Origin of the sequence: Parenemella sanctibonifatiensis (assembly GCF_002250565.1) — a bacterium.
Classification (GTDB): Bacteria; Actinomycetota; Actinomycetes; order Propionibacteriales; family Propionibacteriaceae; genus Parenemella; species Parenemella sanctibonifatiensis.
Genome location: NZ_NMVJ01000006.1, coordinates 214,525 through 230,403 on the forward strand (window position 1 = coordinate 214,525; position 15,879 = coordinate 230,403).

General features: G+C 66.5%; 19 protein-coding genes. 15 read left to right on the forward strand and 4 right to left on the reverse strand.

Annotated elements, in window-relative coordinates; translation table 11 throughout:
* From CGZ91_RS05580 to CGZ91_RS05635, 12 genes are all read left to right on the forward strand, one after another.
* Window positions 1-1,119 carry an MraY family glycosyltransferase gene (locus tag CGZ91_RS05580; RefSeq protein ID WP_094453297.1) on the forward strand — a complete coding sequence of 373 codons (1,119 nt, stop codon included), beginning with the start codon at window positions 1-3 and terminating at the stop codon, window positions 1,117-1,119.
* Window positions 1,120-1,221: 102 nt separating this feature from the next.
* Window positions 1,222-1,722, forward strand: a complete 501-nt coding sequence (locus CGZ91_RS05585; protein WP_094453299.1) for a hypothetical protein — start codon at window positions 1,222-1,224, stop codon at window positions 1,720-1,722.
* Entirely contained in the window at window positions 1,719-2,033 is a 315-nt protein-coding gene (locus CGZ91_RS05590) for an AtpZ/AtpI family protein (protein ID WP_094453301.1), read from the forward strand. Before CGZ91_RS05585 ends, CGZ91_RS05590 begins: the two co-directional genes overlap by 4 nt.
* Window positions 2,034-2,828 carry a F0F1 ATP synthase subunit A gene (atpB, locus tag CGZ91_RS05595; RefSeq protein ID WP_229116451.1) on the forward strand — a complete coding sequence of 265 codons (795 nt, stop codon included), beginning with the start codon at window positions 2,034-2,036 and terminating at the stop codon, window positions 2,826-2,828.
* A gap of 78 nt (window positions 2,829-2,906) precedes the next feature.
* Window positions 2,907-3,143, forward strand: coding sequence for an ATP synthase F0 subunit C (gene atpE, locus CGZ91_RS05600; RefSeq protein WP_094451171.1), 237 nt, complete (start codon window positions 2,907-2,909; stop codon window positions 3,141-3,143).
* Between the two features lie 20 nt (window positions 3,144-3,163).
* Window positions 3,164-3,691 carry a F0F1 ATP synthase subunit B gene (locus tag CGZ91_RS05605; protein WP_407670848.1) on the forward strand — a complete coding sequence of 176 codons (528 nt, stop codon included), beginning with the start codon at window positions 3,164-3,166 and terminating at the stop codon, window positions 3,689-3,691.
* Window positions 3,688-4,485: a F0F1 ATP synthase subunit delta gene (locus tag CGZ91_RS05610; protein WP_094453303.1), complete on the forward strand. Its 798-nt coding sequence runs from the start codon at window positions 3,688-3,690 to the stop codon at window positions 4,483-4,485. The genes CGZ91_RS05605 and CGZ91_RS05610 overlap by 4 nt, the downstream gene beginning before the upstream one ends.
* Window positions 4,486-4,531: 46 nt before the next feature.
* Window positions 4,532-6,169: a F0F1 ATP synthase subunit alpha gene (gene atpA, locus CGZ91_RS05615; protein ID WP_094451168.1), complete on the forward strand. Its 1,638-nt coding sequence runs from the start codon at window positions 4,532-4,534 to the stop codon at window positions 6,167-6,169.
* 2 nt (window positions 6,170-6,171) lie between these two features.
* Entirely contained in the window at window positions 6,172-7,083 is a 912-nt protein-coding gene (locus CGZ91_RS05620) for a F0F1 ATP synthase subunit gamma (protein ID WP_094453305.1), read from the forward strand.
* Between the two features lie 15 nt (window positions 7,084-7,098).
* Complete coding sequence (gene atpD, locus CGZ91_RS05625) at window positions 7,099-8,544, forward strand: F0F1 ATP synthase subunit beta (protein WP_229116452.1); 1,446 nt, start codon at window positions 7,099-7,101, stop codon at window positions 8,542-8,544.
* Window position 8,545: 1 nt separating this feature from the next.
* Window positions 8,546-8,944, forward strand: coding sequence for a F0F1 ATP synthase subunit epsilon (locus CGZ91_RS05630; protein WP_094453307.1), 399 nt, complete (start codon window positions 8,546-8,548; stop codon window positions 8,942-8,944).
* 68 nt (window positions 8,945-9,012) lie between these two features.
* The gene (locus CGZ91_RS05635) at window positions 9,013-9,519 is read left to right on the forward strand and encodes a DUF2550 family protein (RefSeq protein WP_094453309.1); all 507 of its coding nucleotides are present in this window, start codon (window positions 9,013-9,015) and stop codon (window positions 9,517-9,519) included.
* Here the strand turns inward: CGZ91_RS05635 and CGZ91_RS05640 are convergent.
* Window positions 9,456-10,166 (reverse strand): cob(I)yrinic acid a,c-diamide adenosyltransferase, encoded by a 711-nt coding sequence (locus tag CGZ91_RS05640; RefSeq protein WP_094453311.1) that lies wholly within the window; start codon window positions 10,164-10,166, stop codon window positions 9,456-9,458. The two genes, CGZ91_RS05635 and CGZ91_RS05640, sit on opposite strands and share 64 nt — an antisense overlap.
* A 66-nt stretch (window positions 10,167-10,232) precedes the next feature.
* Between CGZ91_RS05640 and CGZ91_RS05645 the strand changes: the two genes are divergently transcribed.
* Window positions 10,233-10,889, forward strand: coding sequence for a peptidylprolyl isomerase (locus CGZ91_RS05645; protein WP_229116453.1), 657 nt, complete (start codon window positions 10,233-10,235; stop codon window positions 10,887-10,889).
* A gap of 133 nt (window positions 10,890-11,022) precedes the next feature.
* Here the strand turns inward: CGZ91_RS05645 and CGZ91_RS05650 are convergent, their stop codons facing one another.
* Window positions 11,023-11,799, reverse strand: a complete 777-nt coding sequence (locus CGZ91_RS05650) for an alpha/beta fold hydrolase (protein ID WP_094453313.1) — start codon at window positions 11,797-11,799, stop codon at window positions 11,023-11,025.
* Between the two features lie 272 nt (window positions 11,800-12,071).
* Between CGZ91_RS05650 and nucS the strand changes: the two genes are divergently transcribed.
* Window positions 12,072-12,776 carry an endonuclease NucS gene (nucS, locus tag CGZ91_RS05660; RefSeq protein ID WP_094453315.1) on the forward strand — a complete coding sequence of 235 codons (705 nt, stop codon included), beginning with the start codon at window positions 12,072-12,074 and terminating at the stop codon, window positions 12,774-12,776.
* A 21-nt stretch (window positions 12,777-12,797) separates the two neighbouring features.
* On the opposite strand, the gene CGZ91_RS05665 is transcribed toward nucS, so the two are convergent.
* Window positions 12,798-13,847 carry an AI-2E family transporter gene (locus CGZ91_RS05665; protein ID WP_144276801.1) on the reverse strand — a complete coding sequence of 350 codons (1,050 nt, stop codon included), beginning with the start codon at window positions 13,845-13,847 and terminating at the stop codon, window positions 12,798-12,800.
* A gap of 143 nt (window positions 13,848-13,990) precedes the next feature.
* Entirely contained in the window at window positions 13,991-15,544 is a 1,554-nt protein-coding gene (locus CGZ91_RS05670) for a DivIVA domain-containing protein (RefSeq protein WP_144276802.1), read from the reverse strand.
* 179 nt (window positions 15,545-15,723) lie between these two features.
* On the opposite strand from CGZ91_RS05670, the gene CGZ91_RS14240 reads away from it, so the two are divergent.
* Window positions 15,724-15,879, forward strand: coding sequence for a hypothetical protein (locus tag CGZ91_RS14240; RefSeq protein WP_179229068.1), 156 nt, complete (start codon window positions 15,724-15,726; stop codon window positions 15,877-15,879).

Consider the following 15,879-nt stretch of genomic DNA (forward strand, 5'->3'; position numbering starts at 1 on the left):
ATGCGCGCGTACCTGCTGGTGATGTTGGTGGCTGCGGCCACCACCTTTCTGCTGTGTTCGGTGTGTCGCCAGCTGGCGCTGCGCACCGGCGCGGTGGCCCAGGTGCGCGACCGGGACGTCCACACCATCGCGATGCCCTACTTGGGAGGACTGGCGATGCTGTTCGGCGTCGGCGCGGCCTTCCTGGTGGCGCTGCAGCAGCCCTTCCTTGGCTCACAGGAACTGGTGCGCCATGACGCCGTCGGCATCCTCATGGCAGCGGCGGTGATCTGTGGCGTCGGCGTCCTTGATGACATGTTCGACCTGAACGCGCTGGCGAAACTGGCCGGTCAGGTGTTGGCCGCCGGTGTCGCGGTGGTCAACGGCGTCAAGATGTTGTGGATCCCGCTGCCCAACTCGATCTATTCCTTGGATGATGCCGCCGCCATCGCCATCACGGTCTTCTTCATCGTGCTGTGCGTGAACGCGATCAACTTCGCCGACGGCCTGGATGGCCTGGCCGCTGGGGTGGTCGGGATCGGGGCCACCGCGTATTTCGGATACGCCTACATGCTCACCGTCGAGCAGGAACTGGTCCGTGCCACCACCTCCAGCCTCATCACCGTCACCATCGTGGGGGTCTGCCTGGGCTTCCTCCCGCACAACTTCTTCCCCGCCCGGATGTTCATGGGGGATTCCGGCGCGATGCTGCTGGGGCTGCTGATGGCCACCTCGACCATCTCGTTGACCGGCCAGATCGACCCGGGCCAACTCCAGGCCGACTCTGGTGGCCTGATCCCTGCATACCTGCCGTTGGTGTTACCGGTGGCGGTGTTGGCGTTGCCGTTTGCCGATCTGGTGCTGGCCTATGTCAGGCGGACCGTGTCGGGCGGGCTGTGGTTCATGCCCGACAAGCAGCACCTGCACCACCGACTCCTCGAGCGGGGGCACAGCCACCGGCGTGCCGTGATCCTCATGTACGTGTGGACCGCGGTGATCTCCTTCGGCGTGATCGCCATCGGCTTCACCCAGACCTGGATCACCGTCGGCGTCCTGCTGGTGGTGATCGCGGCGCTGACGATCATCACGGTGCGCCGGGCGGGCCGGCGTCGAGCCGCCGAGGAGCACCTGCAACCGTGATCGCGATGACAGCCCGCGGGACTTTGTGCTAGTTTTCACAAGCGTGCCGAGAGAAGTCGGCACGCACGCTTGGACACGCCACGGACTCCCGTCAGGAACCCCATGTCAATTGACCTGCCCGGCGCAGCCCACGACACCGACGCCGGTGTTCGGGCGGCTCTGCGACCGGTCCGGGGCATGCGGGAACGTCTCACCACCCTCTTCAAGGCCGGACTCATCGGTGGCCACGCGATGGGCATCATGGCCGTCGGGCTGAGCATGGTGATCTGGGGCGGCCACGGGCTGGCCAGCGCCGGCCTGGCCGCGGCGACGACCGTCCTGTTCTTCACCATCGGTCACCTGGTCCAACTCCTCTTCGTGAACGCCGACCCGCGCACCCAGATGGTGGCCGGATTGTCTGGCTACGGGATCCGGGTTGGTGGCCTCGCGATTGCCTTCATCGCCTACCAGAATCTCGGCTCGGAGATCCTCGCCCCGTACGCCGTCGCGCTCGGCGCGGTCGCGACTGCGATCGGCTGGGTGACCACCGAGGTGCTGGCCTTCCGGCAGCTCCGGATTCCGGCCTACGACGAGTACCTCGAGGATGGGGAGGTGGCCCGATGAGCAGCGATGTGACCAACACCGATCCGGTTGCTAAAGTCCCCGACAGCAAGCCGACGGATCTCCCGACAGTGCTGCGGAATGGCTATTCTGAGGGCTACACGGCCCTCGGCTATGTCATCGCCGGGCCGCTGTTCTATGGCGGTCTCGGCTGGCTGGCAGACCGGTACCTGTTCGACACCGGACTGTTGCTCCCCGCCGGCATCATCGTCGGCTTTGTCGCCTCGATCTACCTGATCGCCCGGCGTTACCGACACGATGACCACCCCTCGAGCGACCAGCGGTCGATCGACTCAAGCCCAAAGGAGTCATGAGTGGGCCCCCTTGTTCCCATGGCAGGCGAGACCTACGAGCCGCCGGGCGTGCACAGCTTCGAGCCGCGACTGCTGTTCCCTGATGTTCCGTGGTTGTTCTGGCTGAACAACTTCGTCGCCCAGGCGATCATCTCGGTCATCATCATCCTGGCCTTCTGGCTGTGGGTCTCGAACAAGGCCAAGATCGTCCCCAGCAAGCGGCAGTTCATCGGCGAGTTCGCCTATGACATGGTCCGCAACGGCATCGGCCGCGAAGCGCTGGGGCCCGAGTACCGGCGGTACACCCCTTACTTGGTGGCGCTGTTCTCGTTCCTGCTGGTCAACAACTTGTTCGGGCAGTTCTTCCTGTTCATGTTGCCGACCTTCTCCCAGATCGGCTTCGCCTACGGTTTGGCGTTGCTGTCCTATCTGCTGTTCATCGGCGCAGGCCTGGCCCGCCACGGCATCAAGTACTTCAAGATCGCCCTGATCCCCTCGGGGGTGCCGTGGTGGTTGATCCCACTGATCCTGCCGCTGGAGCTCATCTCGAACTTCATCGTCCGGCCGCTCACCCTGGCACTGCGTCTGTTCGCCAACCTGTTCGCCGGCCACCTGGTGATCCTGGTGTTCGTCGCCGGCGGTGGCTGGCTGATCCAGTACGCCGACACCACGTTCAACCGGTTCGCCGGTGGTATCTCGATCCTGTTCGGCTTCCCTGTGTTCGCCCTGGAGCTCCTCGTCGGAACCCTGCAGGCGTACATCTTCACCGTCTTGACCGCGCAGTACGTTGCCTCGGCAGTAGCTGAGGATCACTGACCCCCCAACCAGTCGTGTGAGGGCAACCCGGCCCGATCACCTCAAGCGTCCGACCGGACACTTCCCGAAAGGAAAACCATGACCCCCATGGAAATCAGTGGCTCGATCAACATGATCGGCTACGCCCTGGCGACTCTGGGCCCCGCGATCGGTGTGGCCTGGATCTTCTCCTCGGTCATCAACGGCACCGCCCGCAACCCTGAGGCCCGTGGCTCCATGATGGGCACCGCCTGGATCGGCTTCGCCGTGGTCGAGGCTCTCGCCATCATCGGTATCGCGCTGGCGTTCGTCCTGACCGGCGCGCTGACGGCCTGAGGCCCGGATCCATGATCCCTATGGAAGGCGGACCGCTCGGGCCGCTCCTCCCTCACGATCTGACGGAGTTCATCGTCGGCATCGTGCTGTTCATCATCATCTTCGTGGTCATCCTCAAGGTGGTTGCTCCCCGGTTCGAGGCGATGTACGCCGCGCGCACCGAGGCAATCGAGGGTGGCCTGGAGAAGGCTGAGACCGCCCAGAAGGAGGCTGAGGAGGCGCTCGCGAAGTACAACGAGCAGCTCTCCCACGCCCGTGAAGAGGCGGCTCGGATTCGCGAGGAAGCCAAGAACCAAGGCGCCCAGATCCTCAGCGAGATGCGTGAACAGGCCAATCAGGAGTACGCCCGAATCATCGCCAGCGGTCAGACTCAGATCGAAGCCGAGCGGCAGCAGGCTGCCGTCTCGTTGCGCAACGAGATCGGTGGCATGGCCACCACCCTGGCCGGCCGTATCGTCGGCGAGACGCTCGACGACGATGAGCGGGCACGACGCACGGTCGACCGGTTCCTGGCCGACCTGGAATCCCAAGGAGCCACGCAGGCATGAGTGCCATGACCACCACCGACGCTCAGCATCAGCAGCTCGACCAGGCAGTCGACCAGCTGCCGGTGACCGCCACGGTCGCCGGGGAACTGTTCGCGGTTGCCGACGCGCTGTTGGCGCAGCCCGCCTTGCGACGGTCGCTCTCCGACCCGAGCACGGTCGCCGAACGCCGTGCCGATCTGGCGCGGACGCTGTTCGGCGGCAAGGTGGACGACCTCACGCGTGAGGTGGTGGCAACGGCGGCCACCGGTCGCTGGAGCGACCGGGGGCTCACCCGGGCGATCGAACGCCAGGGTGTTCGTGCCTGGTTCCGTGTTTCCCAGGCCGAAGGGCAGCTCGCAACCGTCGAGGACGAACTGTTCCGATTTGGTCGCGTCGTTGCCGGTGACCCCGAACTGGAGCTGACGCTGGTCAACCCCGGCGCTGCACTGGATCGTCGGCGCGGCATCGTCGAACGGCTGCTCACCGGGCGTACGCATCCGGCAACCGTGGCCCTCGCGGTCCGCGCTGTCGGTGTGGAGCACGGCGGCTACCCGGACCAGATCGAGCGCTATCTCGAGCTCTCGGCAGCTGCCCAACAGCAGTCGATCGCCACCGTCACGGTGGCGCGACCGCTGGACCAGGACCAGGAGGCGCGGCTGCGCGCCGGCCTCATCAAGCAGACCGGACAGGCGATCGTGCTGCATGTCGTCGTCGACCCCAGCGTCGTCGGCGGCATCAAGGTCGAGCTCGGTGACGAGGTCATCGACGGCACCGTCGGTGGCCGGATCCACCAGCTGCGGCAGCGTTTCAGCTGACAGCCCTCCCAGAACTCAACCGTTGAACACACAGACAGGACCAACGATGGCGGAACTCACCATTCGCCCGGAAGAGATCCGGGCAGCGCTGGATCAATTCGTGAGCGACTACACCCCCGAGGCTGCCTCCCGCGAGGAGGTCGGCACCGTCGTCACCTCCGGCGACGGCATCGCCCAGGTGCAGGGCCTTCCCTCGGCCATGGCGAACGAACTGCTGCAGTTCGCCAACGGTGAGCTGGGCATCGCACTGAACCTCGACAGCCGCGAGATCGGCGTCGTCGTGCTGGGCGACTCCGAAGGCATCGAGGAGGGCTCCCAGGTGCGCGGCACCGGCGAGATCCTCTCGGTCCCGGTCGGCGACGGCTACCTGGGTCGCGTGGTCGACGCCATGGGCAACCCGATTGATGGTCTGGGCGAGCTGCAGAACATGGTTGGGCGCCGTGCGCTCGAGCTGCAGGCTGCCGGGGTGATGGACCGCCAGGAGGTCCGCGAGCCGATGCAGACCGGTCTCAAGGCGATCGACGCGATGACCCCGATCGGTCGTGGTCAGCGTCAGCTCATCATCGGCGACCGCAAGACCGGCAAGACCGCCATCGCGATCGACACGATCATCAACCAGAAGGCCAACTGGGAGTCGGGCGACCCGACCAAGCAGGTCCGCTGCATCTACGTCGCGATCGGCCAGAAGGGCTCCACGATCGCTGAGGTCAAGGGCTCGCTGGAGAAGGCCGGCGCGATGGAGTACACCACCATCGTGCATGCGCCCGCCTCCGACCCGGCTGGCTTCAAGTACATCGCTCCGTACGCCGGCTCGGCCATCGGTCAGCACTGGATGTACGAGGGCAAGCACGTCCTGATCGTCTTCGACGACCTCACCAAGCAGGCCGAGGCCTACCGCGCCATGTCGCTGCTGCTGCGTCGTCCGCCGGGCCGCGAGGCGTACCCCGGTGACGTCTTCTACCTCCACTCCCGGTTGCTGGAGCGTTGCGCCAAGCTCTCCGACGAGCTGGGCGGTGGCTCGATGACCGGTCTGCCGATCATCGAGACCAAGGCCAATGACGTGTCGGCCTACATCCCGACCAACGTGATCTCGATCACCGACGGCCAGATCTTCCTGCAGTCCGACCTCTTCAACGCCAACCAGCGGCCCGCCATCGATGTCGGTGTGTCGGTGTCGCGAGTCGGCGGCGCCGCTCAGGTGAAGTCGATGAAGAAGGTGTCCGGCACCCTCAAGATCTCGCTGGCGCAGTATCGCGACATGCAGGCCTTCGCGATGTTCGCCTCCGACCTCGACCCCACCTCACGTCGGCAGCTGGAGCGGGGCGCTCGCCTCACTGAGCTGCTGCGTCAGCCGGCGTTCAGCCCCTACCCGGTGGCCGAGCAGGTCATCTCGGTGTGGGCCGGCAGCGACGGCCTGATGGACAACGTCCCGGTCGCCGACATCCTCCGCTTCGAGCAGGAGCTGTTGGAGCAGCTGCGGCACTCCTCGGCCACCTACAAGGAGCTCGCCGAGACCAACCAGTGGTCCGATGACATCGCGAACGCCTTGCGGTCCGAGATTGAGGACTTCAAGTCCCACTTCAAGACCTCCGACGGCACCCTGCTGGGCAGCGCCGAGCAGGCCGACGCGTTGGAGGACGACGAGGTCGGCCAGGAGCAGATCAAGACGAAGAAGCGGGGCTGATCGTGGCAGCCAGTCTGCGAGAACTCCGCAGTCGACGCCGCTCCGTCGCCAGTACCCAGAAGATCACCCGGGCGATGGAGCTGATCGCGGCTTCGCGCATCATCAAGGCACAGGGCCAGGCCCGGGCGGCAGCGCCGTACGCCAACGAGCTCACCAAAGCGGTGAGCGAGGTGGCGTCCTCGACCGACATCGACCATCCTCTGACCACCGAGGTGGAGAACCCACGTCGCGCGGCGATGCTGGTGATCACCTCTGATCGTGGTCAGGCCGGTGCTTACACCGCCAACGCGGTCAAGACGGCCGAGGGCCTCCGCCAGCATCTGCTGGAGGAGGACAAGGAGATCGACCTCTATCTGACCGGACGCAAGGGCAAGGCGTACTACGACTTCCGCAATCGCGAGATCGCGCAGTCGTGGACCGGCTTCTCCGAGGCGCCGAGCTATGAGGAGGCGTACGCGATCGCGGTTCAGCTGCTCGACACCTTCAGCCGGGAGACTGAGGAGGGCGGCGTCGATGAGATCCATGTGGTCTTCACCCGCTTCGTCTCGATGATCAACCAGCGGCCCGAGGCCTTCCGGCTGCTTCCGTTGGAGGTCGTCGAGGACGATGCAGAGGGGACTGAGCAGGGCGGGGAGTACCGGCCGCTGTTCACCTTCGAGCCTGACGCCGAGACGGTGCTGGACGAGCTGCTGCCGCTGTACGTGGCCAGCCGCATCCACTACTGCCTGCTGCAGGCCGCCGCTTCCGAGCTGGCGAGCCGTCAGCGTGCCATGAAGGCCGCCACGGACAACGCCGAGGAAATCATCCAGCAGCTCACCCGTGAAGCGAACCAGGCCCGCCAGGCGGGCATCACCCAGGAAATTACTGAGATCGTTGGCGGCGCAAGCGCGCTCGCCGAGTCCGGAAGCGAGTGATCCATGAGTGCCACCATGACTGACCAGGCCGCCAGCGGCTCCCGTAACCCCGGGGTGGGGCGTATCACCCGAGTGATCGGCCCCGTCGTCGACGTGGAGTTCCCCGCCGACCAGATGCCCAACATCATGAACGCCCTGACCGTCGACGTGACGATCGGTGACGACACCCGCAGCATGACCCTCGAGGTCGAACTGCATGTGGGCGACAACCAGGTCCGCGCCATTGCGCTGAAGCCGACCGACGGCCTTCGTCGCGGCCAGGAGGTGCGCGACACTGGCGCTCCGATCAGCGTTCCGGTGGGCGACGTCACCAAGGGCCACGTCTGGAACGTGACCGGTGAGGTCCTCAACGTCGACCCGAGCACCATCGAGGTGACTGAGCGCTGGCCGATCCACCGCGATCCGCCCGCCTTCGACGCCCTCGAGTCCAAGACCGAGATGCTGGAGACCGGCATCAAGGTGCTGGACCTGCTGACCCCCTACGTCAAGGGCGGCAAGATCGGCCTGTTCGGTGGCGCCGGCGTCGGCAAGACGGTGCTCATCCAGGAGATGATCTTCCGTATCGCCCACAACCACTCCGGCACCTCGGTGTTCGCAGGTGTGGGTGAGCGCACCCGTGAGGGCAACGACCTGATCTTCGAGATGGACGAGGCCGGCGTGCTCAAGGACACCGCCTTGGTCTTCGGTCAGATGGACGAGCCCCCGGGCACCCGTCTGCGGGTGGCGCTGTCGGCGCTGACGATGGCGGAGTACTTCCGCGATGTCCAGAGCCAGGACGTGTTGCTCTTCATCGACAACATTTTCCGCTTCACCCAGGCCGGTTCCGAGGTCTCCACGCTGCTGGGCCGGATGCCCTCCGCCGTGGGTTACCAGCCCAACCTGGCCGACGAGATGGGCCAGCTGCAGGAGCGGATCACCTCCACCCGCGGCCACTCCATCACCTCGATGCAGGCCATCTACGTGCCCGCCGACGACTACACCGACCCGGCGCCGGCGACCACCTTCGCGCACTTGGACGCCACCACCGAGCTGAGCCGTGAGATTGCCTCGCGTGGCCTCTACCCGGCCGTGGATCCGCTCACCTCGACCTCGCGCATCCTGGACCCGCAGTACATCAGCCAGGAGCACTACGACACTGCGGTCGAGGTCAAGCAGATCCTGCAGCGCAACAAGGAACTGCAGGACATCATCGCGATCCTCGGCGTCGACGAGCTGTCCGAAGAGGACAAGATTGTCGTGTCGCGGGCACGTCGCATCCAGCAGTTCCTCAGCCAGAACACCTACACCGCCGAGAAGTTCACGGGTGTGGTGGGCTCGAACGTGCCGATCGCTGACACCGTTGAGGGCTTCCGGATGATCTGCGACGGTCAGGTCGACCACATCCCCGAGCAGGCGTTCTTCAATGTCGGTGGCATGGACATGGTGATGGAGAACTGGGACAAGATGCAGAAGGAAGGCTGAGATGGCTGATCTCCTGCATGTGGAGGTCGTCTCGGCCGACCGTACGGTGTGGAGCGGCGACGCGCAGATGGTCGTCGCCCGCACCGTCGAGGGTGACATCGGCATCCTGCCGCGGCACGAGCCGATCATGGCGGTGCTGGTGCCCGGCGCCGCGGTCATCACGGGCAGCGATGGCGCCCGACAGGTGATCGCAGTCGACGGCGGCTTCATCTCGGTGGCGCAGAACCAGGTCTCGATCCTGAGCCAGTTCGCGCAGCTGGGCGAGGAGGTCGACCTCGACAAGGCCAAGGCCGACTTCACCGAAGCCCAGGAACTCATTGCCGGCGGCGACGATTCGTTGGCCACCAAGGAGCGGTTGGACCGCGCCCGGGGGCAGCTGAAGATCGCTGACCGCAGCTGAGGTCACAACTGGCTTCCATTCTGCGCGAGCGACTGGCTGAGTCGCTCGCGCAGCTGTAGGTTTGCGCCATGCGTGACTGGGCGTTGGCGATCATGGTTGTCATCGTCGTTGCCGGCGCCTTGTTGCTGCTGGTTTGGTGGGTGCGGCTGCGGTGGCTCAATGGCCTCAGTGGCCGTTTTGAATGCGCCCTGAAGGTGGGCGGCGCCGAGGACGCATGGGCGCTGGGAGTGGGCCGCTACTACGGCGAGCAACTCCAGTGGTATCGCGCGTTCTCGCTGGCGTTTCGGCCCCGTCACGCCTGGCGGCGTACGGAGGTGATCCTCAGCGACAGCCGACGCCCCTCCGTCATGGAGGCGTCGGCCTTGTATGACGACCAGCAGATCATCACCCTGCAACTGCGTTCGGGAGCTGAAGCCCGCGGTCTGGGTCGGTCCTGGCAGGTGGCCGTCCCGATCGCCGCCGTGACCGGACTGCTGAGCTGGCTCGAGGCGGCTGCCCCCGGCGAGGGGGACTACCGGCTGTCGGCCGGCCCCGCCGAACCGGGCGCGGAGTGGCGCCGGCCTGAATCGTCCTGATCCGAGCGTTCCTGCGCGCCGCTCGCCGTGCTCGCGATGATGCGGTCCCGGTTGCGTCGGGCCCGGGCATCGGGCGGCGTACGGTCGGCGCCGGGCACCCACAGCCGCTCACCGTGACTCTGACCGACGCTGCGTGCCAGCACGAAGAGCAGGTCTGAAAGCCGATTCAGGTAGGTCACTGTCAGAGGGTTCATGCTGTCGCCGTGTGCGGCGACCGCGGCCCATGCGGTCCGCTCGGCGCGACGAGCCACCGTACGCGCGTGGTGCAGCGCAGCACTGGCCCGGTTGCCCCCGGGCAGGATGAAGGATCTCAGCGTCGGCAATTCCTCGCTGAACTCGTCACACCAGGCTTCCAAGCGGCTGATGGCGGCCTGGTCGATCCGCAGCGGCGGATGAGCCGGGTCAGGCACCACCGGGGTGGCGAGGTCCGCACCCAGGTCGAAGAGCTCGTTCTGGACCTGCGCCAGGATCTCGCCGACCACCTCAGGAAGGTCCTCGACCAGGGCGGTGCCGAGCACCGAATTGACCTCGTCGGCGTCGCCACAGGCCGCGATACGCGCATCCGTCTTGGGGATCCGGGACATGTCAGCGAGGTGGGTGTGGCCGGTGTCGCCGCCACCGGTCCAGACTCGGGAGATCACGATCATGTGTCGAGCATAGGAGGTCGCTGCTGACGGGCAGGACCAGGTGACAACCTGTGGCAGACTCGTCCTGTGGGCAGCTTCATGCGATGGATGTTGGTGGCATTTGCCACGGTGGTCGTGGTTCCTCTGACGGCATGTGGGGTGGTCCCCAATGTCGAGGAGCCACAGGCTCAGATCGACTGTGAGTACCGCGCCGCCGGCGAGCCGGCTCGCCCGGTGGATCCGCCGCCCAGCAGCGGCGTACGCATGACCGGACAGTCGGTGGTGGCCCTCGAGATGAGCATGGGCACCCTCAGCATCATCATGGACCGGCAGCACGCGCCGTGCGCGGTCAATTCCTTCGACTCGTTGGCCCAGCAGGGCTTCTACGACAACACCGAATGCCACCGACTCGTCAACGAAGGCATCTTCATCCTGCAGTGCGGCGACCCGACCGGCACTGGCACCGGGGGACCGGGCTACGAGTTCGATGACGAGCTGACCGGTGACGAGACCTACCCCGCCGGCACTGTGGCGATGGCCAATGGTGGCCCCGACACCAATGGCTCCCAGTTCTTCCTGGTCTTCGAGGATTCTCCGCTGCCGCCCAACTACGTGGTGCTGGGCCAGATGGACCAGGGCTCGGTGGCGGCGCTGTACCGGATGATCTACGCCGGTCATGAGGGCGATGGTGGCGAGGGCCGACCGATCAACCCGGTGCAGATCCTTTCGGTGACCGCAGGTTGAGCGGAGCGAACGTCAGGTGTGTTGAGCGGAGCGAACGTCAGGTGAGCGGAGCGAACGTCAGGTGTGTTGAGCGGAGCGAACGTCGGGTGTGTTGAGCGGAGCGAACGTCGGGTGTTGTTGAGCGCAGTCCGGTTCAGACTTCACTGAGGAAGGCCCGCAACACCTGCACGAAGATCGCCGGCTGTTCCGAGTGCACCCAGTGGCCGGCCTGCTTGATGGTGGTCAATCGGACCGCTGGGAACAGTGCCTCCATCGGCTCCCGGTCCGCCTCGGTGATGTAGTCCGACTGATCGCCGGCCACCCACAGCACCGGACCCGGGTAGCTGCCGTCGGTGGCAGGCCAATCGCCGATCTGGTCCAGGGACCCGCCCAGCAGGTCGAGATTCTGCTGCCAGCGCCATCCCTGGCCCTCCCGGCGCAGGTTCTGCAGCAGGAAGCCACGGACGGTCGCCGACGGCACCAGCTCCGCCATCGCCTGATCGGCCTCGCCGCGGGAGGTGATCGCCGTCAGGTCGATGCTCCGCATGGCCTCAACGTAGACGTCGAAGCTGGACGTGGCGCAGCTGGGGGAGATGTCGACCACGACCAGCGCCCGGACCAGGTCGGGGTGGCGCAGCGCCAACTGCATGGCGACCTTGCCGCCCATCGAATGGCCCACCACCACGACCGGTCCGGTGGTCTTGGCCCGGATCGTCTCGGCGGTCTGGTCGGCCATCTGGAGATAGCTGAAGTCCTCGGTCCAGGGCGAAAGCCCATGGTTGGGCAGGTCGATCATCAGGCCGCGCCAGCCGCTCGGCAGCTGCTTGGCGATCTCGTTCCAGTTGCGTCCTTGGCCGAACAGGCCGTGCAGGAACACAACCGTGGCGGCGTCGTCGTCGCCGACCGTACGCGTGTGGAGCAGGTCGCTCATGGTGTCCTCCAACATCCTTCGTGCCAGTGTTTGCGGGACCGTACCCCGGCCGGTTCGCCCCATTGTGGCTGACGCGGCCAGACCACCAGGTGGGCCTCGCCGGGCTCGATCAGGCGGCGGCAGCCCGGGCAGGTGTAGCTCTTGTCATTGCCGGCGTTGGCTCGCACGATCCACTCCGATGTGCTGCGTCCTTCGGCCCAATGCGTTGACAGTGGTCGCGGCTGTTGGGCGTACTTGTTGCGTCGGCGAACCACCCGCCCTACTGTACGCGGGTGCGCTTGGTCATTGCTCGTTGTCAGGTTGACTACACCGGACGTCTGACGGCCCATCTACCGATGGCCACCCGGCTGATCCTGGTGAAGGCCGACGGCTCGGTCTCGGTGCATGCCGACGACCGGGCGTACAAGCCGCTGAACTGGATGAGTCCGCCATGCAGCCTCGAGGTCGTTGACGACCCCGAGCGAGTGGAGGCGGTGGTGGCCGGGGTGCCGATCGAGCAGCTGTGGCAGGTCACCGGTCGCGACGGTGACCAGTTGCAGATCGCCATCAGTGAGGTGCTGCATGACAGTAGCCACGACCTGGGTGTCGATCCGGGACTGCAGAAGGACGGCGTCGAGGCGCACCTGCAGGAGCTGCTGGCCGACCATCCGGAGGTGCTGGCCGAGGGGCTGACCCTGGTGCGCCGGGAATATCCGACTGCGATCGGACCAGTGGATCTGATGTGCCGGGATGCGGCTGGCCGGTATGTCGCGATCGAGGTGAAGCGGCGCGGCGAGATCGACGGGGTCGAGCAACTCACTCGCTATCTGGAGCTGCTCAACCGGGATCCGCTGTTGGGTGAGGTGCGTGGCGTGTTCGCGGCCCAGCAGATCAAGCCGCAGGCCAAGGTGCTGGCCGGGGATCGCGGCATCTCCTGTGTCACCCTGGACTATGACGGCATGCGGGGCATGGACGACAGCGAGGACCGACTCTTCTGAGCCCGACCTCGACGTCGGGGCTCAGCTGTGGTCCAGCCGGGGCAGCAGCACCTCGCGATAGAGCAGCAACAGCACCGCAGCAGAGGGAATCGCCAGTACCGCGCCGATGACGCCGAGCAGGCTGCCGCCCACCAGAGCGGCGATGACGACCACGGCACCCGGCACGTTGACCGAGCGCTGGAACACCCGGGGGATGATCCCGTACGCCTCGATCTGCTGGTAGATCAGGAAGTAGATCAGACAGAAGATGCCGGTGGTGATGCCTTGGGTGAGAGCAACCAGGGTCACGATGATCATGCTGACCGGGTTGCCGATCAGCGGGATGAAGGCGAGCGCCGCCACCACGCAGGCCAGCGCCAGGGCGTACTCGCCCATGCCCACGAAGTTGAGAAAGATGAACGAGCAGACCCCCGACAGGCTGGCCACGAAGAACATGCCGCTCAGGTAGCTGCCGATCCGTTCGAACATCTGATCGGCCAGGTAGCGACCCCGGGGCCGCTTGGAGGCGGGGGAGAGCCGGTACGCCTGCTGCTTGATGGCCGGCAATGAGGTGAGGAAGTACAGCGTCAGCACGATCGTGATGACCGTGCTGAAGACGGTGTCGAACAGGATCCGGCCGGCGCCGACGAGGCCACCGAACAGGACATCGGGTCGCAAACTCTGGGTTGCTGCGGTGGTGGCCATCGAGATGATCCCGTAGCGCGCCTCGAGCTCGGCGAAGGCCGGGTTGGACTGCAGGTTCTGGATGTAGCCGGGCACGTTGACGATCAGGGCGTCGACCTGGTCGGCGACGATCGGGATCAGCGACCAGATGATGGCGGCCACGATGGCGAGGAAGGCCACCGAGACCATCAGCACGCCGACCAGCCGGGGCAGACCCCGCCTGGTCACGAACTCCACCGCCGGGTTCATGCCCAGAGCCAGGAACAGCGACAGGATGATCGTCACCACGATTGAGCTGATCTGGAGCAACCCCTGGGCCAGCCCGATCGCCAGCAGGCCGCCCGCGCAGGCAAAGAAGCCGAATGCGAAGGGCGACATCTGCAGCAGCCGGTTGCTGGGCTCGCTCATCGACGGCGGTGGAGCCGCGGCCGAGACTGGCGCAGGCTGCGGTGGCTGGACGACATTGCGAGCCGTGCGGCGGAGCCGGGACAGCAGCCCACGGCCCGCCTTGCCCCCACTGGGTTCCGCTGCGTCCGGGGTCGCCGGATCGGTCACGCGAGTTCCTCGGTGCGCGGGCCAGTGTCGCTGCTCTGGTCCTCGAGCTCAGCTGCGCTCAGATCGGGTTCGATGCTGGTGACCGGGGCGACTGCCTCGTCCTCGACCGACTCGTCCTCGACCGACTCGTCCTCGACCGACTCGTCCTCGGTTGACTCATCTTCGACTGCTTGCTCGCCGGCCGGCTCGGGCTCGCTCGCATCCGCTCCGGCTGGCTCGGCGGTGGCGGACTCCTCGGTGGCGGCCCTGCCCGGCACCGACTCGGTGTCGCCTGCCCGGTCGTCGGTGTCCTCGGTCTCGACGACCACCGTATCGGTCAGTTCGTCGGGCGCGTCCTGCCCGGCCTGGTCGGTCTCAGTGAGGCGGGACAGCACCCTGGTGTCCTCCTCGGCGGGTTCGGCACTGGTCGACTGATCCGAGGCCGCGGCGACCGGCTGGTCGCGGAGATCCTCGAGCTGTTCCAGCAGCGTCTCGGGCAGCGGCTCGGCGTCGGTGACCCCGGCCGCGGTCTGCTGGGCCAGGCCGGCGAGCAGCTGCAGCTGGGCGGCGACCGAGTCGCGGCGCTGCTCCATCGCGATGCTCTCGCGCTGCAGTTCGGCGCGCCGGCTGGCGTACCGGCGTTCGGCGCGCTCGGTCAACGCCTTGGCCTGTTCGTGGGCCCGGGAGATGTGTTCCTCGGTCTCGCGGGCGGCGCGGACCTTGATGTCCTCGGCGTCCCGCAGTGCGTCGCGGCGGATCCGGGCGGCCTCGGCGGCCTCCTCGGCCAAGCGCTGCGCGGACTCGGCATGGTGACGGCGGGAGTCATTGGCCAGACTGATGGTGCGGGCGCTGGCCTCCTCGTGCTCGGTGCTGAGACGGCTCAGCAGTTCCTCGCGTTCCTGGGCCGAGGCCAACCTCATGGCCGCGACATCGCGCTCCGCGCTCTGGCGCATCTGGTCTGCTTCCAGGCGAGCGGCCTGGACGGCCTGGTTGGCTCGCAACTCACCTTCCCTGGCCACCGACTCGGCGTGCCGCTGGGCGGCGGTCAGCAGCGAGGTCGCTTCCTCCCGAGCCCGGGCGATCTGCTCGCTGGTCTGGCGCTCCAGCTCGGTGCGCTGGTCCCGCAGGCTGGCGAGGCCGGCCATCTTGATGTCCTCGGCCTCGCGCCGACCCGACTGCCGGATCTCGTCGGCAGCCCGACGGGCCGTTTCGGTGATGCCGGCGGCCTCCCGCTCGGCCACGGCGACGATGTCGGCGGCCTGCGCCTCCGCGTTGCGCAGCAGGCTGGTGGCGTACCCGCCGAGATCCTCGAAGGTGGGAGGCACCGGATCCGCCTCCAGCGAGGCAATCTGGTTTTCCAGGTGGTCGATGCGCTGGTGGGCGACTCGCAGCTCGTCGCTGACATTACCCAGGAAGTCGTCCACCGCCTGCCGTTCGTAGCCGAACATCGCGTGGGGGAAGTTGGCGGAACCCTGCTGGGGTCGGCCGGGCTGGGGCCGGGTGGTTCCGGGACGACCATCAGTTGGTCGGCCCTCGGTAGGGGTGGATCGGGACGTGCCGTCGCTGCTCACCGTCTGCTCCTCTCGGTACGGTGGCAGGCTACTTGCCCCGGGCCCGATCCGGGAACCCTGGGACAACCCGCAAGAAGGGGTTGACAGTGGCCGGTCTGCCGTCGCCTGCGTGTCGCAGCCGCGATGTGACCGAGGTACGGGCAAGAATGACAGCGGTCGAGTCAGAAAGGAGGGGCCGCATGGTCAGCTGGGTCAAGCGTGTGCTGTTGGTGTTGGTCGTTGCCTTCGCGTTGTTCTTCCTGTTCACCCGCCCCGAGGACGCGGCAAATGCCGTTCGTACGTTCTTCGGCGCCTTCGAATCGCTCGCAACCTTCTTCAACGAACTCATCTCCTGA